The 16154-nt window shown below is 72.5% G+C and carries 15 protein-coding genes and 1 pseudogene; 7 read left to right on the top strand and 9 right to left on the bottom strand.

Going from position 1 to position 16154, the window contains the following annotated elements; genetic code table 11:
- Positions 1-11: 11 nt before the first annotated feature.
- Both Prubr_RS33265 and Prubr_RS33270 read right to left on the bottom strand, forming a co-directional pair.
- Positions 12-770 carry an ABC transporter permease gene (locus Prubr_RS33265; protein ID WP_246567990.1) on the bottom strand — a complete coding sequence of 253 codons (759 nt, stop codon included), beginning with the start codon at positions 768-770 and terminating at the stop codon, positions 12-14.
- Positions 767-1795: an ABC transporter ATP-binding protein gene (locus Prubr_RS33270; RefSeq protein ID WP_212828824.1), complete on the bottom strand. Its 1029-nt coding sequence runs from the start codon at positions 1793-1795 to the stop codon at positions 767-769. Before Prubr_RS33270 ends, Prubr_RS33265 begins: the two co-directional genes overlap by 4 nt.
- Positions 1796-1869: 74 nt before the next feature.
- Between Prubr_RS33270 and Prubr_RS33275 the strand changes: the two genes are divergently transcribed.
- Positions 1870-2826, top strand: coding sequence for a helix-turn-helix transcriptional regulator (locus Prubr_RS33275; RefSeq protein WP_212819273.1), 957 nt, complete (start codon positions 1870-1872; stop codon positions 2824-2826).
- Between the two features lie 20 nt (positions 2827-2846).
- Here Prubr_RS33275 and Prubr_RS33280 read toward each other — a convergent pair whose 3' ends face one another.
- The 3 genes from Prubr_RS33280 to Prubr_RS33290 form a co-directional block, all read right to left on the bottom strand.
- Complete coding sequence (locus Prubr_RS33280; protein ID WP_212819275.1) at positions 2847-3320, bottom strand: anthrone oxygenase family protein; 474 nt, start codon at positions 3318-3320, stop codon at positions 2847-2849.
- A 136-nt stretch (positions 3321-3456) separates the two neighbouring features.
- On the bottom strand, positions 3457-4650 hold the full coding sequence (locus Prubr_RS33285; protein ID WP_212819277.1) for a sialidase family protein: 1194 nt from the start codon (positions 4648-4650) through the stop codon (positions 3457-3459).
- A complete protein-coding gene (locus Prubr_RS33290; RefSeq protein WP_212819279.1) occupies positions 4637-5140 on the bottom strand; it encodes a SigE family RNA polymerase sigma factor in 504 nt (167 codons plus the stop codon). Before Prubr_RS33290 ends, Prubr_RS33285 begins: the two co-directional genes overlap by 14 nt.
- Before the next feature lie 183 nt (positions 5141-5323).
- Between Prubr_RS33290 and Prubr_RS33295 the strand changes: the two genes are divergently transcribed.
- On the top strand, positions 5324-5464 hold the full coding sequence (locus Prubr_RS33295; RefSeq protein ID WP_212819281.1) for a hypothetical protein: 141 nt from the start codon (positions 5324-5326) through the stop codon (positions 5462-5464).
- 227 nt (positions 5465-5691) lie between these two features.
- Here Prubr_RS33295 and Prubr_RS33300 read toward each other — a convergent pair whose 3' ends face one another.
- Both Prubr_RS33300 and Prubr_RS33305 read right to left on the bottom strand, forming a co-directional pair.
- Positions 5692-6972 carry a multidrug effflux MFS transporter gene (locus Prubr_RS33300; protein WP_246567992.1) on the bottom strand — a complete coding sequence of 427 codons (1281 nt, stop codon included), beginning with the start codon at positions 6970-6972 and terminating at the stop codon, positions 5692-5694.
- Between the two features lie 356 nt (positions 6973-7328).
- A complete protein-coding gene (locus tag Prubr_RS33305; RefSeq protein ID WP_212819283.1) occupies positions 7329-9206 on the bottom strand; it encodes a transketolase in 1878 nt (625 codons plus the stop codon).
- A gap of 316 nt (positions 9207-9522) precedes the next feature.
- Here Prubr_RS33305 and Prubr_RS33310 point away from each other — a divergent pair, with 316 nt between their 5' ends.
- On the top strand, positions 9523-9999 hold the full coding sequence (locus Prubr_RS33310) for a hypothetical protein (protein ID WP_212819285.1): 477 nt from the start codon (positions 9523-9525) through the stop codon (positions 9997-9999).
- A gap of 57 nt (positions 10000-10056) precedes the next feature.
- Here Prubr_RS33310 and Prubr_RS33315 read toward each other — a convergent pair whose 3' ends face one another.
- A complete protein-coding gene (locus Prubr_RS33315; RefSeq protein ID WP_212819287.1) occupies positions 10057-10374 on the bottom strand; it encodes a type II toxin-antitoxin system PemK/MazF family toxin in 318 nt (105 codons plus the stop codon).
- The gene (locus Prubr_RS33320; RefSeq protein WP_212819288.1) at positions 10371-10637 is read right to left on the bottom strand and encodes a hypothetical protein; all 267 of its coding nucleotides are present in this window, start codon (positions 10635-10637) and stop codon (positions 10371-10373) included. The genes Prubr_RS33315 and Prubr_RS33320 overlap by 4 nt, the downstream gene beginning before the upstream one ends.
- A 180-nt stretch (positions 10638-10817) precedes the next feature.
- Here Prubr_RS33320 and Prubr_RS33325 point away from each other — a divergent pair.
- From Prubr_RS33325 to Prubr_RS33340, 4 genes and pseudogenes are all read left to right on the top strand, one after another.
- Positions 10818-12484, top strand: a pseudogene (locus Prubr_RS33325) (DEAD/DEAH box helicase).
- A 413-nt stretch (positions 12485-12897) separates the two neighbouring features.
- Positions 12898-14250, top strand: coding sequence for an ABC transporter substrate-binding protein (locus Prubr_RS33330; protein WP_212819290.1), 1353 nt, complete (start codon positions 12898-12900; stop codon positions 14248-14250).
- Positions 14251-14384: 134 nt separating this feature from the next.
- Positions 14385-15215, top strand: a complete 831-nt coding sequence (locus Prubr_RS33335) for a carbohydrate ABC transporter permease (protein WP_246567994.1) — start codon at positions 14385-14387, stop codon at positions 15213-15215.
- Positions 15212-16111, top strand: a complete 900-nt coding sequence (locus tag Prubr_RS33340; protein ID WP_212819293.1) for a carbohydrate ABC transporter permease — start codon at positions 15212-15214, stop codon at positions 16109-16111. The genes Prubr_RS33335 and Prubr_RS33340 overlap by 4 nt, the downstream gene beginning before the upstream one ends.
- Positions 16112-16154 lie beyond the last annotated feature (43 nt).

Consider the following 16154-nt stretch of genomic DNA (forward strand, 5'->3'; position numbering starts at 1 on the left):
GGCGGCGCGGGTCAGCTGGAGCGACGCATGGCGCGGGTGCCGACGGCCAGCCCGAACGCGGCGACCGCGCCGGCCGCGAGCAGCCCCCACAGCACGGTCAGCGAGGCGACCTCACCGGCGAACAGCGCCCGTTCGGCGTCCACGACGTACGTCAGCGGGTTGAACCGGGACAGGGTCGAAAGCCACCCGGGGCCGGAGTCGACCGGCAGCAGCATCCCGGCCAGCAGCAGCAACGGAAACAGCAGGGTCTGCTGCACCGTCCAGAACAGCCACTCCTGGTTCTTCGACGCCAGGGCCAGCGTGTACGACAGCGCGCCGAGCCCGACGCAGAACACCGCGAGGATCAGCAGGCCGATCAGTGCACCGACCGGGTGCAGGTCGAACCCGAACGGTACGGTCACCGCGACGATGATCAGCGCCTGGACGAGCACCGGCACGATCTCCTTCAGGGCCCGGCCGATGAGCAGCGCCGGACGGCGCAGCGGCGCGACCAGCATCCGCTCGTGCGAGCCGGTCTGGATCTCGAAGAGCAGGTTGGAGCCGGTCATCGAGGTGCCGAAGAGGCAGCACATCACGATGATGCCGGGCACGAACCACTGCAGCGCCGAACCCTGACCGGCGCCGACGGCATCCGGCAACAGCGGGGCGAACAGGCCGAGGAAGACCAGCGGCTGGATCATGCCGACGATCGCGGAGAACGGGTCGCGCAGCACCGGGCGCAGTTCCCGACTGAAGACGGTCACGGTGTCGGTGACCAGGCTGGCGTTCAACGGTTGATCTCCTGTTCGGTGCCGGTGGTGCCGCCCTCGCGCAGGCTGCGGCCGGTCAGGTTGAGGAAGACGTCGTCGAGGGTCGGGCGGTCCACGTCGGCGCGGACCACGTCGACACCGTCGCCGGCGAGGGCCCGCAGCAGTCCGGGCAGCGTCCCGGGGCCGTCCGGCACCCGGGCCGTGACCGTGTCGCCGACCTGCTCGACCACGGCACCGGCCGGTCCGGCGAGGGCCGCCCGGCCCGCCGGTCCACCGGCACGGGTCACGAAGTCGCGGGCCCGTACGGCGGCCCGCCGCGCCGCGTCCGGGTCGGCGCAGACCAGCGTGATCCGGTCCCCGGCCAGGTCGGCCTTCAGCCGGGCCGGGGTGTCGTCGGCGATCACCCGGCCGTTGTCGACCACGATGACGCGCTCGGCCATCGAGTCGGCCTCGTCGAGGTAGTGCGTCGTCAGCACCACCGTCGTGCCGTGCTCGGCGCGCAGCTTGCGGACGTGGTCCTGGAGGTTGGCCCGGTTCTGCGGGTCGAGCCCGGTCGACGGCTCGTCGAGGAAGAGCAGTTCCGGCGCGTGGATCAGCCCCATCGCGATGTCCAGCCGGCGGCGCTGGCCGCCGGACAGTGACGATACGACCCGGTCGGCGACCCCGGCCAGGTCGAGGCTAGAGATCAGTTCGTCGGCCCGCGCCCGGGCGTCGGCCCGGGTCAGCCCGTAGCAGCGGCCCTGGCTGATCAGCTCGTCCCGGCCGCGCTGGCTGTGGCCGGCGCCGTTGCCCTGGCCGACGTACCCGATCCGGCGGCGAACCCCGCGCGGGTCGGTGGTGATGTCGTGGCCGGCGACCCGGGCCGTGCCGGACGTCGGCGGAATCAGGGTGGTGAGCATCCGCAGGGTGGTCGACTTGCCGGCGCCGTTGGGGCCGAGCAGGGCCACCAGTTCGCCGGTGCCGACCGTCAGGTCGATGCCGCGTACGGCTTCGACGGTCGCCTTCCTCACGGTGAAGTGCCTGGTCAGGCCCTTCGCCTCGATCATCGTCGTGGTCATGTCCACCACGCTAGAATCGATTCCGGCCAGAACCTGACCTCAATCGGCGGGAACCTCGATCCATGGCGAACACCAGCACCCGGATGCTGCAACTGCTGTCGCTGTTGCAGACCCACCGCTACTGGCCCGGCAGCGAACTCGCCGACCGGCTCTCGGTCAGCGAACGCACCCTGCGCCGCGACATCGACCGGCTGCGCGAACTCGGCTATCCCGTCGACGCCACCCGGGGCGTCGCCGGCGGATACCAACTCCAGGCCGGCGCCGCACTGCCTCCGCTGCTGCTCGACGACGAGGAGGCGGTCGCCATCGCGGTCGGGCTGCGCACCGCGGCCGGCGGCGCCGTCGAGGGCATCGCCGAAACCTCGGTACGGGCCCTCGCCAAGGTCGTACAGGTGCTGCCGTCCCGGCTACGGCGCCGGGTCGACGCGCTGCACACGTACACCGAACCGGCCGTACCCGGTGGTGGCCCGACGGTCGACGCCGCCACCCTGACCCTGATCGCCCAGGCCTGCCGCGACGACGAACGGCTCGCGTTCGACTACACCGGCCGCGGCGGCGACCCGTCGACCCGGCTGGTCGAGCCGCACCGGCTCGTCCCGTACGGCCGGCGCTGGTACCTGGTCGCCTTCGACGTCGAACGCCACGACTGGCGTACGTTCCGGGTCGACCGGCTGTCGGCGGCCCGCCGCACCGGCGCCCGGTTCAGGCCCCGCGACCTGCCGGCCACCGACGCCGCCGAGTTCGTCCGCGCCGGCCTGTCGTCGATCCCGACCCGGCACCGGGTACGGGTCCGCGTCCGGGCGGGAACCGACCACGTGGCCCGCGTCGTCGGCCGGTGGGCGGAGGTAGAGGCCGACGGCGAGGGCTGCGTGCTGACCATGCACGTCGACGAGTTCGACTGGCCGGTGCTGCTGCTCGCCGCGATCGGCGCCGAGTTCGAGGTGCTCGAACCCGCCGAGTTCCGTGACCATCTCGGGCGGGTCGGCCGGCTGTTCATCGGGGCCGCTGGCGACGCATAGCCAGGGCCCCGCCGCCCGCGCTACCCGTGCAGAAGCGCGCCGAGCAGGCAGCCGAAGGCGGCGACCGACGCGACCGTACGGACCAGGTTCCACCGAACCCACCGCGCCTCGAACGCGGCCCGGACCGGGCCGGGATCGGCCGGCCCGCCGGCCGCGTCGAGCCGGTTGTTCAGCGGCACGTTGACCGCACCGGTGACCCCGAGCGTCACCGCGTGGCAGGCGACCGCCGCCACCGTCCACCACAGCGTCGGCCCGCCGGCACCCCAGTGCAGGACGACGGCGACGAGCGCGAGCAGCGGCGCGCCGCCGAAGCTGAGCGCGAACCAGCCGTTCAGGATCGCCACGTTGATGTGCCGCATCGCCTCGACGAAGGTGCGGTCGTCGGTACGGCGCAGCCCCGGCATGACCGAGCAGGCGTACGCGTAGAACAGGCCGGCGAGCAGCCCGGCCGTCCCGGTCGCCGCCACGAGTACGGCCGTACGCAGTGTCCCCATCGCCCCTCCCCCGTCCAGGCGCCCCGGCGGGGCTGGCCCGCCCCGGGAATTGTCGTTGATCTGGGCGTCAGCCACCCTACCGACCGGCCGTAGGGTGGCTGACGCCCAGATCAACTCCGCTGTACGGGGAAACCGTTCACTGTGGGAGGGCCAGGCGCGCCTGCCACCTCGTACCGTCGCCGGTGATGCTCGCACCGTCCTGGTCGACTATCCAGACGCGGCCCGAAATGCCGCCGAGCGTGCCGGGCTCCACCGCCGGCCCCCGCACGAAGTGCCGTCCGCCGTCGTCACTCGCCCACACGTACCCGTCCTGCAGGTCGGCGTCGGCAATCAGCAGGGTCCCGCCGTCACCGACCGTGAACGGGCGTACGACCGGTGACGCCGGCAGGTCCGTGAGCACCTCCGTCCACGTGGCACCGCCATCGGAGGTTCGGAAGATCAGCGCGTACCGGCCGACGCCGTCTCTCGGCGCGGCCAGCAGATAGGCAACCTCGCCGCTCTCCGCCGCCAGTCCCAGCAGGGTGGGCGGCGTGTCGCCGGTGAACGGCTCCGGCAGGGTCGCCGGCCGCCAGGTCGCCCCCCGGTCGACGCTGCGCGCCACCACCGACGGCCTGTCGATGTCTCCCGGCCAGTAGGCGGTCCACAGCGCTCCGTCCGTGCTCTCGTACAGGTTGCGAAGCCGGAACGGCGACGGCGACTCGCCCCGCAGACGGAAGACCCCTTCGGTTCCCGGATCCACCGCCAGTGGTTCGGGCAGCCCGAAACAGCCCACCTGGCAGTCCACCGGATCCGCACCCGGCGGGAAAGCGTCGACTGCGGTGATCGCCGAGTCGGCGTCCTGCCAGGTCCGTCCCGCGTCCGTCGACAGATAGGACCGGTCGTCCACGCTGACCAGGTAGGTCCGCACACCGAGCGGCTGGTACCTGAGGTCGGCGGTGTGCCGCCCCTCGGCGGCCCCCCGACACGGCTGTTCGTACGCCAGCGGGCGGAACTCGGACCAGGTGACGCCCAGGTCCTGCGTGTACCCGAACTCGACGGAGCAGTCCGCCGTCTCCCTGACCCCGACCGCCGACGTCCCGTCAAGCACGAACAACTGGGTGACCCCCGGCGGCGAAGTCTGCTCCTCGATGCCGGGCCGGCCGCCGGCCTGCCCCCCGATCATCGGTCCGCCCGCCACCGCCCCCAGTACGGCGACCAGGGCGAGGGCCGTACCCGACAGGCGGCGCTTCCGGCGCCGGACCACCACCCGGTACAACTCGTCCAGCGGCGGCTGCCGGACGGCTTCCTTCACCGCATCGGCGTCGAACCCGGAAAACTCACGATCGGACATCGGCACTCCCGGCATAGACGGATTCACCAAGGTCGAGAGCGAGGGCGCGCCGCCCCCTGGACAGCCGCGACTTGACCGTGCCGACGGAGACACCGAGAGTGTCGGCGACCTCCTCGATCGGCAGATCGACCAGATAGTGCAGGGCGAGCGCATCCCGCTGCCCCCGCGGCAGGCGACGCATCGCCGCCATGAGCGCGACATGGTCCGGTCCGACGTCGGCGACGACCGGCGGCGGGCCGATCCGGCGCAGAAGGCCGTCGAGGACGCGCCGCCGGCGGTGCCGGCTACGGGCAACATTGACCGCCACCCGGCGCAGCCACGCCTCCGGGTTGTCCAGCCGCGCGAACCGCCCCGGCGCGGCCAGCGCCCGGACGAACGCCTCCTGCACCGCCTCCTGCGCCTCGGTCAGATCACCGGTCACGGCGTAGAGCTGCACGACCAGACGCCGGAAACACCCGGCATAGACCTCGCCGACCACGTCCACGGGCACCGACGCCTCCCCTCTCCACCAGTCCCACCAACGGGAGCGGCGAAAGGTTCCATCCGTCGCGGATCGGCCGCGTCACCGCCGAGCGTGAACCGGCCGACACTCGCAGCAAACTGCCAGCTTCGACTGTCATCATTACGACGGATGGCCACCAAACAACCGGCCACCTGACCACCGGAGCAGCAGATGTCGATCGTCCAGAAGATCCGCACGTTCCTGTCCAGCTCGCAGGGCCGGAAGCTGACCTCCCAGGCTCAGCAGCAGCTCTCCAAGCCGGAAAACCAGCAGAAGCTGCGCGACCTCGCCAGCCGCTTCAAGCGGCGCTGAGTTTGCTGGCCTCGCCTCCGGCTCGGCTGGCTCGCTCCGCTTCGCGCCGCCCCATGCACCGTCTTCGCCCTGCGGGCATGACGGCTTCGCCGCATGTCCTCGGGCTCCAGACGGTGCGGCGGCGCTCGGTCGACTCGCGGCTCTGGTCGCGGTTGACCTCGGTCCGGTGACCGCTGCGGCGGGTGGTTGCGGTTGATCGGGGAAGTGTCCCGGTCGAGGTGCGCGGGTCAGTGGGCGGTGGCGGGGGCCACCGCCGGGACCTCGGTGACCAGGCTGGCGGGGCGAACGATCAGCAGCAGGGCGGCCAGCGCCAGCACCATGCTGGCGGCGACCACGGCCGCCATGGCGGCGCCGCCGGTGCCGATCGCGCCGACCAGGGGCGCGGCGACCGCGCCGACACCGAACTGGGCAGAGCCGAGCAGCGCGGCGGCGGTGCCGGCCGCCTCGCCGTGCCGGCCCATCGCCAGGGCCGCCGCGTTGGGATTGATCAGCGCGACGGTGGCCAGCACACCCCACAACGGCACCAGGATGGCGGGCAGGCCACCGAAGCCGGTGACCGCGAACAGCAGCAGGGCAAGGGCGCACAGCGCCCCGGCCGCCACGGAGGCGATCATGATCCGCGCCGGCCGGAAGTAGCGCAGCAGCACCACGTTGAGCTGGCTGGCGGCGACCAGCCCGATCGCGCCCAGGCCGAAGACGACGGCGAAGCCCTGTTCGCTCATTCCGTACTGCTCCTGGAAGACGAACGACGACCCGGCGACGTACGCGAACACGGCCGCCATCGCCAGGCCGGTGACCAGGACCAGGCCGACGAAGGGCCGGTCGCGCAGCAACCAGCCGTACGCGCGGGCGGTGCCGGCGAGCCCGCCGTGGCGGCGACGCTCGGGCGGCAGCGTCTCCGGCAGCCCGAACGCGGTGATCGCCAGCAGGATGACGCTGATGCCGGCCAGTGCGACGAACACGCCCCGCCAGTCGGTCCACCGCAGCACCTCGCCGCCGAGGGTCGGGGCGAGAACCGGGGCGACGCCCATGACGAGCATCAGGCGGGACAGCACCCGGGCCACCCCGAGGCCGCTGAACAGGTCCCGTACGACGGCCATGGCGACGACGGCGGCGGCCGACACGGCCAGCCCCTGCACCACCCGCAGCGCGCCGAGGACCGCGACGTTCGGCGCCAGCGCGCAGAGCAGGGACGCGATCACGTGCACGATCGCGCCGGCGAGCAGCGGGCGCCGCCGGCCGACGGCGTCGGAGAGCGGGCCGATGAGCAGTTGGCCGAGCGCGACGCCGGCGAGGGTTCCGGTCAGGGTGAGCTGGACCGCGGCGGCGTTGGTGAGCAGGTCGTCGGTGATGGCGGGCAGCGCCGGCAGGTACATGTCGATGGTGAGCGGACCCACCGCGATCAGCGAGCCGAGCACCAGCACCATCTTCACGCGCTGCCACGGCGTCATCAGGTCGCCCGGCATCGCCGGTGCTGGGGGCGCCAATTGGCTGTCGACCGAGGTCATAGCTGTCTTCCGTCCGAGCTGGCAGTGGTGTGGGAGCAGCTCCCACCGTCCACCAAGAGACGCCTCCGGTGGATCATTCCCGTCCGGCGCAACGGTGGGCCGGCTCACACCGGGCGACGCGTGGCGGCGGGTGACGACGGCTCGACGCCGTGGGTATCGACGGGCTCGAGCCGGATATCACTGTCGCGGGTGACAGCGAAGTCGCTGTGGTTACGCCGAATTCGCTGTGCCGCGTGGCAGCAGCATACGCCCCGGGTCCGCAGGCTCACCGGAGACGCCCGCGAGCCGGCGCCCACCCCGGCATCCGCCCGGGCGCGCGGGCCCGGGGCCGGGCTCCGACGAGCAGCGGTACGGGCTCAGCGGGCGGCGAGCGTACGGGCGGCGCCCATGATCGCGTCGACGCCGATTCCGGCGGCGTCCATGAGCTGTGCGGTCGTACCCGAGGTGGGCAGGCCACGGACGGCGAGGTGGCTCATCCGGACCGGTTCACCGAGGTCGGCGAGGGCCTCCAGGACGGCCGCGCCGATACCGCCCTGCGGGTAGTGGTCTTCGACCACCACGAGCCGGCCGCCGGTGATGCGTACCGCCTCGACCAGGGCGTCCCGGTCGACGGGCTTGACGGAGTACAGGTCGATGACCCGGGCGTCGATGCCGTCGGCGGCGAGCCGGTCGGCGGCGGCGAGGCAGTTGTGCACGGTGACGCCGGCACCGATCAGCGCGACCCGGTCGCCGGGGCCGCCGCGCAACTGCCTGCTGCCGCCGATCGGGAAGGTGTCGCCGTTGTCGTACAGGACCGGGTAGGAGCCGCGGGTGGTCCGCACGTAGCTGACGCCGGACAGGTCCAGGGTCTGCGCGACGAGTGCGGCGCAGGAGACCGCGTCGCTGGGATAGAGCACGGTCGAGCCGTACACGGCCCGCATCGCGGCGAGGTCCTCCAGCGCCATCTGCGAGGGGCCGTCGGCGCCGATCTCGACTCCGGCGTGTGAACCGGCGAGCTTGATGGCGGCGCCGGAGATGCCGGCCATCCGGATGAAGTCGTACGCCCGGGACAGGAACGCGGCGAAGGTGGCCGCGAAGGGGCGGTAGCCGCGGACCTGGAGGCCGACGGCGGCGCCGACGAGCTGCTGCTCGGCGATGTAGATCTCGAAGAACCGGTCCGGGAAGGCGTCGGCGAACGCCTCGGTACGGGTGGAGTCGCTGACCTCGCCGTCGAGTACGACGACGTCGGGGCGGGCGGCCAGCGCCAGCAGCGCCTCCCCGTACGCCTTGCGGGTGGCGACCTTGGCGCCGCGCTCGTAGCGGGGCAGGTCGGGGGCGGGGCCGGGGGCGGGGGTCGGCACGGCGGGCTGGCCGGGTGCCGGCATCGGCGCGGCGACGGTGATCGACCGTACGCCGCCGAGGGCGGTGACGGCACGGTCGGCGATGTCGGCCGGCAGGGCCTTGCCGTGCCAGCCGGGCTTGTCCTCGACGTCGGGTACGCCCCGGCCCTTGATCGTGCGGGCGAGCAGGACGGTCGGCCCGGTCGCCGTGCGGGCGGTACGCAGGGCGTCGTCGATCGAGGTCAGGTCGTGGCCGTCGACGACCATCGCACGGCAGCCGAACGCCTCGACCCGACGGCGGTAGGTGTCGAGGTCCCATTCGAGTTCGGTGGTCCCCCGCTGGCCGTACCGGTTGACGTCGACAATGGCGGTCAGGTTGCGCAGCCCGTAGTGACCGGCCTTGTCCAGCGCCTCCCAGATCGACCCCTCGGCGGTCTCGCTGTCGCCGCAGAGCACCCAGACGTGGTACGGCAGTTTGTCGAGGTAGCGGCCGGCGAGCGCGATCCCGACGCCGGCCGGCAGGCCCTGGCCCAGCGAGCCGGTGGCCACATCGACCCAGGGCAGTGCCGGGGTCGGGTGCCCCTGGAGCCGCGACCCGAACTTGCGGTACGTCCCGACCAGTTCGTCGTCGCTGATCACGCCGGCGGCCTTGAAGACGGCGTACAGCAGTGGCGAGGCGTGCCCCTTGGAGAAGATCAGATGGTCGTTGGTGGGGGCCTTGGGGTCGGACCAGTCGTAGCGCAGATGCCGGGCGAGCAGTACGGCGAGCAGGTCGGCCGCCGACAGGCTGGACGTGGGGTGGCCGGAGCCGGCCGCGCCGCTGGCCCGGATCGAGTCGACCCGTAGCTGGGCGGCGAGGTCGCGCAGGGCGACGAGGTCGCTGTCGGGCAGGATCCGGGTCTTCTGGGTGGTCATCGGATTCCTTCCGCCGGTCGCCGAGTACCGGGACTCCCCACCGAACCGGCCGGCAAACCCGCACGACGCGGTCGGCGCGGCCGGCCCGTCGCCTCTGGTGGCGGCGGAACACCCGCTGATACGATGACGTCCATCGATTGGTTGCGGACATGATCGATCGCGGACATGATCTATCGCGGACATGATCTATCGCGGACATGATCTATCGCGGACATGGTCGATCGTGAACATGGTTGATTGCGAACATGGTCCGGCAGCGACGAGCATCGGAGCCCGCACGCGCCCCCGTGTTGCCCTCCAGGCAGGAAGGCAGCCCATGATGCTACGAAGAGCGCTTCTGGTGTCGGCCACGATCTGCGGACTCCTCGTCGCCAGCGCGGCACCCGCCCAGGCCTCCGTCACCGGCTGGAAGATCACCCGCGGCCCGGCGACGGCGGTGTGCGGCACGACGGTGGTCTCCTCCTACGCCAACAACACCCAGGGCCCGGTCGAGTACACCCGGACGACGACCACGACCTCGAAGGTCACGGTCAGCGCCTCGATCAGTGGCGGTGCGGGGGCGATCGAGGCCGAGATCGGCTATTCGAACGAGCAGAGCGTCGCCCTCAGCGAGCAGATCAGTCTGACGATCCCGGCGCGCACCGTTCTCAATCTCAGGGTCCGGTACACGCAGACGCCCTGGACCCTGTCCTACTCCGGATGGTTCGGGACCACCCACGGAACCGGCGTCAGCCGGGTCCCGGTGGGACTGTGCATCAGCACGACCACGGGCCCCACGCCGCCTCCGCCGTGATCCGGCCGGGCCGCCCGCCGCGCCACCGGCCGGGCGGGCCGGCGGTCGGGCGGCCGCTCACAGTTCGAACAGGTCCCGCATGGCCTCGCCGAGCCGGGCCATGCTGGCGCCGGTCACCATGCCGAGCCGTTCGGCGCCGGCGGCGATCGGCATCCGACGCATCCGGTTGACGACCACGACCCCCGACAGCGGGTCGCTCTCGGCCAGCGGCACCACGAACGGGGGAAGCTCGGTCGAGCCGCGCTGGCGGACGATCGGCGCGCAGTACGGCGCCGCGCTCGGTCGGTCGTTGTGTGCGTCTCCGGACAGTACGACGACCCGGTACCGCAGGTCGCCGCGGCCGCTGCCGATGGTCCAGATCTCGCCGCGGTTCACGCCGCCTCAGACAGGTCGGTCCAGCCGGAACCGGTCCGACCGGCCTCGATCCGATCGGCGAGCCGGTCGAAGCCGTCGAGTTCCTCGCGGATGCCGGGGTTGGCGGCCATCCAGTCGTCCTGCCGGCGGGCGGCGTCGCGGAGCGCCTCCCGGCGGGCCGCCCGGTCCATCCAGGCGGACAGGCTCAGCCCGGCGTGCCGGGCGGCGGCGCGGGCGCGGGTCAGGGTGTCGGCGTTGAGGCTGAGCGTGACCTTCTCTGCCATACCAGCGATGGTACGCCCGGTGGTACCAGGCGCGGTACGGTCACCGGGCGGACGCGCGGTCGTGGCGACCGGCGGGGTCGGCGGGTGCCGCGACGCCGAACCGGCGGGCAGGGGAGGATGTCAGGGGCGCCGCCGAGCGATGTGGTGGCCGCCGCCGCGAAGCAATGGGAAAGGGAACACATGGACGACGCGACCGGCTTCGCCGAACTGGGACTGCGGCCGGAACTGGTGCGCGCGATCTCCGCTCTCGGCTACGAGGAACCCACCCCGATCCAGCGGGAGGCGATCCCGCCGCTGGTCGACGGCCGTGACCTGCTCGGACAGGCGGCGACCGGCACCGGTAAGACGGCGGCGTTCGCGCTGCCGCTGCTGCACCGGATGCGGGGCGACGGTGGCGGCCCGGGGCCGGACGCGTTGGTCCTGGTGCCCACCCGGGAACTGGCCATCCAGGTCTGCGAGGCGGTGCACCGCTACGGCCGCGACCTCGGCGCGCGGGTGCTGCCCATCTACGGCGGACAGCCGATCGTACGGCAGTTGCGGGCCCTCGAACGCGGTGTGGACGTGGTCGTGGCCACACCCGGCCGGGCACTCGACCACATCGGGCGCGGCACCCTGGACCTGTCCGGGATCCGGACGGTGGTGCTCGACGAGGCCGACGAGATGCTCGACATGGGATTCGCCGAGGACATCGAGGCGATCCTCCAGGACGTTCCGGAGCAGCGGCAGACGGTGCTCTTCTCGGCCACGATGCCGCCCCGGATCGACGCGCTGGCCCGCAGTCACCTGCGCGACGAGGTCCGGATCCAGATCGGACGCGAGCCGGCGCCGGCCGGGGAGACGCCGAAGGTGCGGCAGGCCGCCTACCTGGTCGCCCGGGCCCACAAGCCGGCCGCGCTGGGCCGGGTTCTCGACGTCGAGGCGCCGACCGCGGCGATCGTGTTCTGCCGGCGCCGCGACGAGGTCGACGAGCTGACCGAGACCCTCAACGGGCGCGGCTACCGGGCCGAGGCGCTGCACGGCGGGATGAGCCAGGAGCAGCGTGACCGGGTGATGACCCGGCTGCGCAACGGCACCGCCGACCTGCTGGTGGCGACCGACGTCGCGGCCCGCGGCCTGGACATCGAGCAGCTCACCCACGTGGTCAACTACGACGTGCCGTCGGCGCCGGAGTCGTACGTGCACCGGATCGGCCGGGTGGGCCGGGCCGGTCGTGAGGGGGTGGCGATCACCCTGGCCGAGCCGCGTGAGCACGGCATGCTGCGCACCATCGAGCGGGTGACCCGGCAGCGGATCATGATGGAGAAGGTGCCGTCGACCGCGGACCTGCGGGCGCGGCGGCTGGAGCTGACCCGGGCGGCGCTGCACGAGAGCATCCTGGAGGACGACCTCAGCCGGTTCCGGGTCGTCGTCGAGTCGCTGACCGACGAGTTCGACATCATGGACGTGGCGCTGGCGGCGGTGAAGCTGGCGCACGAGGCGAGCGGTGCCGCGGCCGACGAGGAGGAGATCCCGGAGGTCGCGGTCCAGGCCCGGCCGGCCGGTCGGGGCCGGCCGCGTCCCGGCGGCCGGGAGGAGCGGCGGGGTCGGGCGCCCGCGGAGGGCATGACCCGGCTGTTCGTCAGTGCCGGCCGGAGCGCGGGATCCGCCCGCAGGACCTGGTCGGGGCGATCGCCGGGGAGTCGCAGTTGTCCGGCCGCGACATCGGCGCGATCGAGATCGCCGACCGGTTCTCGCTGGTCGAGGTGCCGGAGTCGGCGGCGCGCGACGTGATCGCCGCGCTGCGCGGCACGACCGTCAAGGGCAAGCGGGTCACCGTACGTCGGGAGCGCGCGGACGCGTCCCGCTGACGTCGTCACCGGACCGCCGGCGTGCCGGCCGGTCGCGTGGGTACCGCCGAACCGGACCCGACCGCCGAAGGTGTGGCCCCCTCGCCCGCCTGCGGTCGGTTGGGATCCGGTCGATCCGGCTCGGGGGCAGCCGAGAGCCGGGTAACCCGGTCGGGCGACCACGGCATGGGCCGCCCGGTTCGGGTAGTGCGCCGACGAAACCCTTCATGTGATCGTCGTCACAGGGACAGTGTGCACCCGACCTCGCGCGCTTACTGACAGTAACCCGACAGTCGACACATCGACGAAATGTTTCTTCCGCTTGACACGTAGGCCAACAGATATGTCCACTTGTGACACCAAGGGAACCCGACCGTCCTGGTCGGCCCCGGCGTGATCCGCGCCGACGCCGGCCACCCAAACGGGGAGGCACGATGGCAGCTCCACCCGGACCGCTCGCCGACGCCCGACTCGCCCGGCGTACCCTGCTCGGACTCGGCCTCGCCGCCGGCGCCGCACCACTGCTGACCGCCTGCGGCGGCTCCTCCACCAGCGGAGCCGACGGCGGCGAGGGCGCGGTCAACTTCCTGTCCACACAGTTCACCCCGGTCGAGGAACGCCAGCGCTTCGAGACGATCCTCAGCGAACGCGTCAAGGCCGCCCCGGTGGCGTACAACCCGGTGGCACCCGGCGTCTTCGCCTCGACGCTGACCTCGCAGGCCGACGCCGGCAACATGCAGATCAGCCTCGTCGGCGGGGTACACGGCGACCTCGCCCCGCACGCCCAGCGCTTCGAGAACCTCGACGACCTGGCCTCGAAACTCACCGACCGGCGGTTCCCCGACGAGATCGCCGAACTCGGCCGGCTCGGCGGCGCCGGCACCATGTACATCCCGTGGATGCAGGCGTCGTACGTGCTCGCCGTACACAAGCGGGCGCTGGAGTGGCTGCCGGCCGGCGCCGACGTGCAGAACCTGACGTACGACCAGTTCCTGACCTGGATGCGCGACGCGCAACGGGGCAACGGCGGCAAGCCGGTCCTCGGCCTGCCCTGCGGCCCGAAGGGCCTGGTCCACCGGTTCTTCCAGGGCTACCTGCTGCCGAGCTACACCGGCGGGCAGATCACCACGTTCCGCAACCCGGACGCGGTCACCGCCTGGCAGTACATGAAGGAACTGTGGGCGCTGACCGCACCCGCGTCGACGAACTTCGACAACATGCAGGAGCCGCTGGCCCGCGGCGAGGTGCTGGTCGCCTGGGACCACGTGGCCCGGCTGGTCAACGCGCCGGCGGCGAGTCCCGGCGACTGGGTGATGGCGCCCGCGCCGCGCGGCCCGAAGGGCCTGGGCTACATGCTGATCGTCGCCGGCCTCGCCATCCCCCGCGGCGCGCCCGAGTTGGACCTCGCCAAGTCGGTGATCGAGGCACTGACCACCCCGGACGTGCAGACCGAGGTGCTGCGCCGCAACGCCTTCTTCCCGGTCGTCGACGCGCCACCGGCCACCGACCTGCCGCCGGCGATCGCGCTCGAGGCCGAGGCCGTACGCCGGCAGCAGGACGCCGACGGCACCATCGTCGCGCTGCCCCCGGTCGGGATCGGCGCCCGCGACGGCGAGGTGTCGCAGGTCTTCCTCAACACCTTCAAGGAGATCTGCCTCGACGGACGCGGCGTGCAGCAGGTCCTCGACGCCCAGGCGACCCAGCTCAACACCATCCTCGACGAGGTGAAGGTGCCGTGCTGGCGGCCCGACCCGGTCGGCGCGGAGCAGACGTGCCGGGTGGCGTGACCGGCGAACCGGGCGGCGCCGCCGGGGGCGCCGCGCCGGCGACGGTGCCTAGACCGCCCGGCCGCACACCCGCCGGGCCGGACCACCCGGCCCGGCCGGCCGGGCGCCGGCAGCGGCCCCAGGTACCGGTGCCGGTGCCGGTGCTGCTCATCGCCCCGTCGGTGGTCTTCCTGGCCGCGCTGTTCCTGTGGCCGGTGATCGTCGGTGTCAGCCAGGCGTTCACCGGCACCGACGGCGTCACCCTCGCCCACCTGCGCCGGATGCTCGACGACCCGTACTTCTGGCCGGCGGTCCGCAACACCGCCCTGCTCATCGTCGTGCTGATCCCGTTGCAGTTCGCGTTCGCGCTGGCCATGGCGCTGCTGCTGCGCAGCCGGCCCCGCCTGTCGTCGTTCTACTTCTACGTCTGGTGCGTACCGCTGGCGGTCAGCGACCTGGCCGCCGGCCTGATCTGGCTGTCGATCCTCACCGACCGGGGCTACCTCAACTCGGTGCTGGCCCACCTCGGCCTCGGCGACGGCTTCGCCTGGCTGTCCTACCAGAACCCGACCACGATGTTCATCGCGGTCCTGCTCGCCGAACTGTGGCGGGCGACCTCGCTGGTGCTGGTCATCGTCGTCGCCGGGTTGCAGAACATCCCGCGCGACTACGACGAGGCCGCCGCCGTGTTCGGTGCCGGCTACTGGCAGCGGCTGCGGCACGTCATCCTGCCCCAGCTGCGGCCCAGTCTCCAGGTCGCGCTGATCCTGCGGACCATTCTCGGCCTGCAGACGTTCGCCGTCGCCCAGGCCCTCACCGGGCGCAACTTCCCGCTGCTGGTCGGCGAGACCTACCAGTGGTACGTCGGGCTCCAGAACGAACGCGTCGCCGCGGCGATCGCGCTGGTCATCCTCGCCGTGTCGATCGGCACCGCGATGGTCTACCTGCGTGTGCTGCGCGACCCGAGCATCCAGGGGCGACGATGACCGGCCCCGCGACCACGGCCACCCCGGCTCCCGCCCCCCGGGGCGAGGCGAAGACGGCCACGGCGACGACGGCCGCGGCCCGACGGCGGCGGGCCCGACGGCGTACGGTGCTGGTGCAGACCGCGTGCATCGCCATCACCCTGTTCATGGGCGTGCCGATCTACCTGGTGGCGCTGGCCGCCCTGTCCAGCCGCGAGGCCCTCAACGAGTTCCCGCTCGCGCTGCTGCCCACCGACCCGTCGTTCGAGACGATGCGGGTCTTCCTGACCTCCACCGGGGTCACCGGGGCATTCGTCAACTCGATCGAGGTCGGCCTGCTCAGCCTCGTCCTGTCCCTGGCGCTCGGCGTTCCCGCCGGCTACGCCGTCGCCCGCTACGCGTTCCGCGGCCGGGAGCCGTACCAGCTGTTCCTGCTGATGACCCGGGCCCTGCCGATCGTGGTGCTGTCGGTGCCGCTGGCCCGGGTCTTCCTCGGCACCGGCCTGTACGACACGACGTACGCGGTCGCCCTGCTGCACACCGCCCTGGCCCTGCCCACCACCGTGCTGATCACCTCGGCGATCTTCGTGGCCGTACCGGCCGAACACGAGGAGGCGGCGATGGTCTTCGGCGCCACGCCGGCCCGGGCCTTCACCCGGGTGGTCCTCCCCCAGGCGCTGCCCGGCATCGCCGCCGCCGCCATCTTCACCTTCGTCACCAGCTGGAACGAGGTGCTGGGCGCGGCGATCCTCACCTTCAACCGACGGACCCTGCCGGCCCAGGTGCTGTCCACCCTGTCCGACTCGCCGCTGGCGTACCGGTTCGCGGGCGGGTTCGCGCTCGTCGTACCGGCGCTGGTCTTCATCGCCTTCATGCGGCGCTACCTGCTCAACATGTGGGGCACCACCATCCGGTGACCGGTGCGCGGGGGTGCCCCGCCGAGGCCAGAGAGGACGAGCG

The organism is Polymorphospora rubra (genome assembly GCF_018324255.1).
In the GTDB taxonomy this organism is placed as follows: domain Bacteria; phylum Actinomycetota; class Actinomycetes; order Mycobacteriales; family Micromonosporaceae; genus Polymorphospora; species Polymorphospora rubra.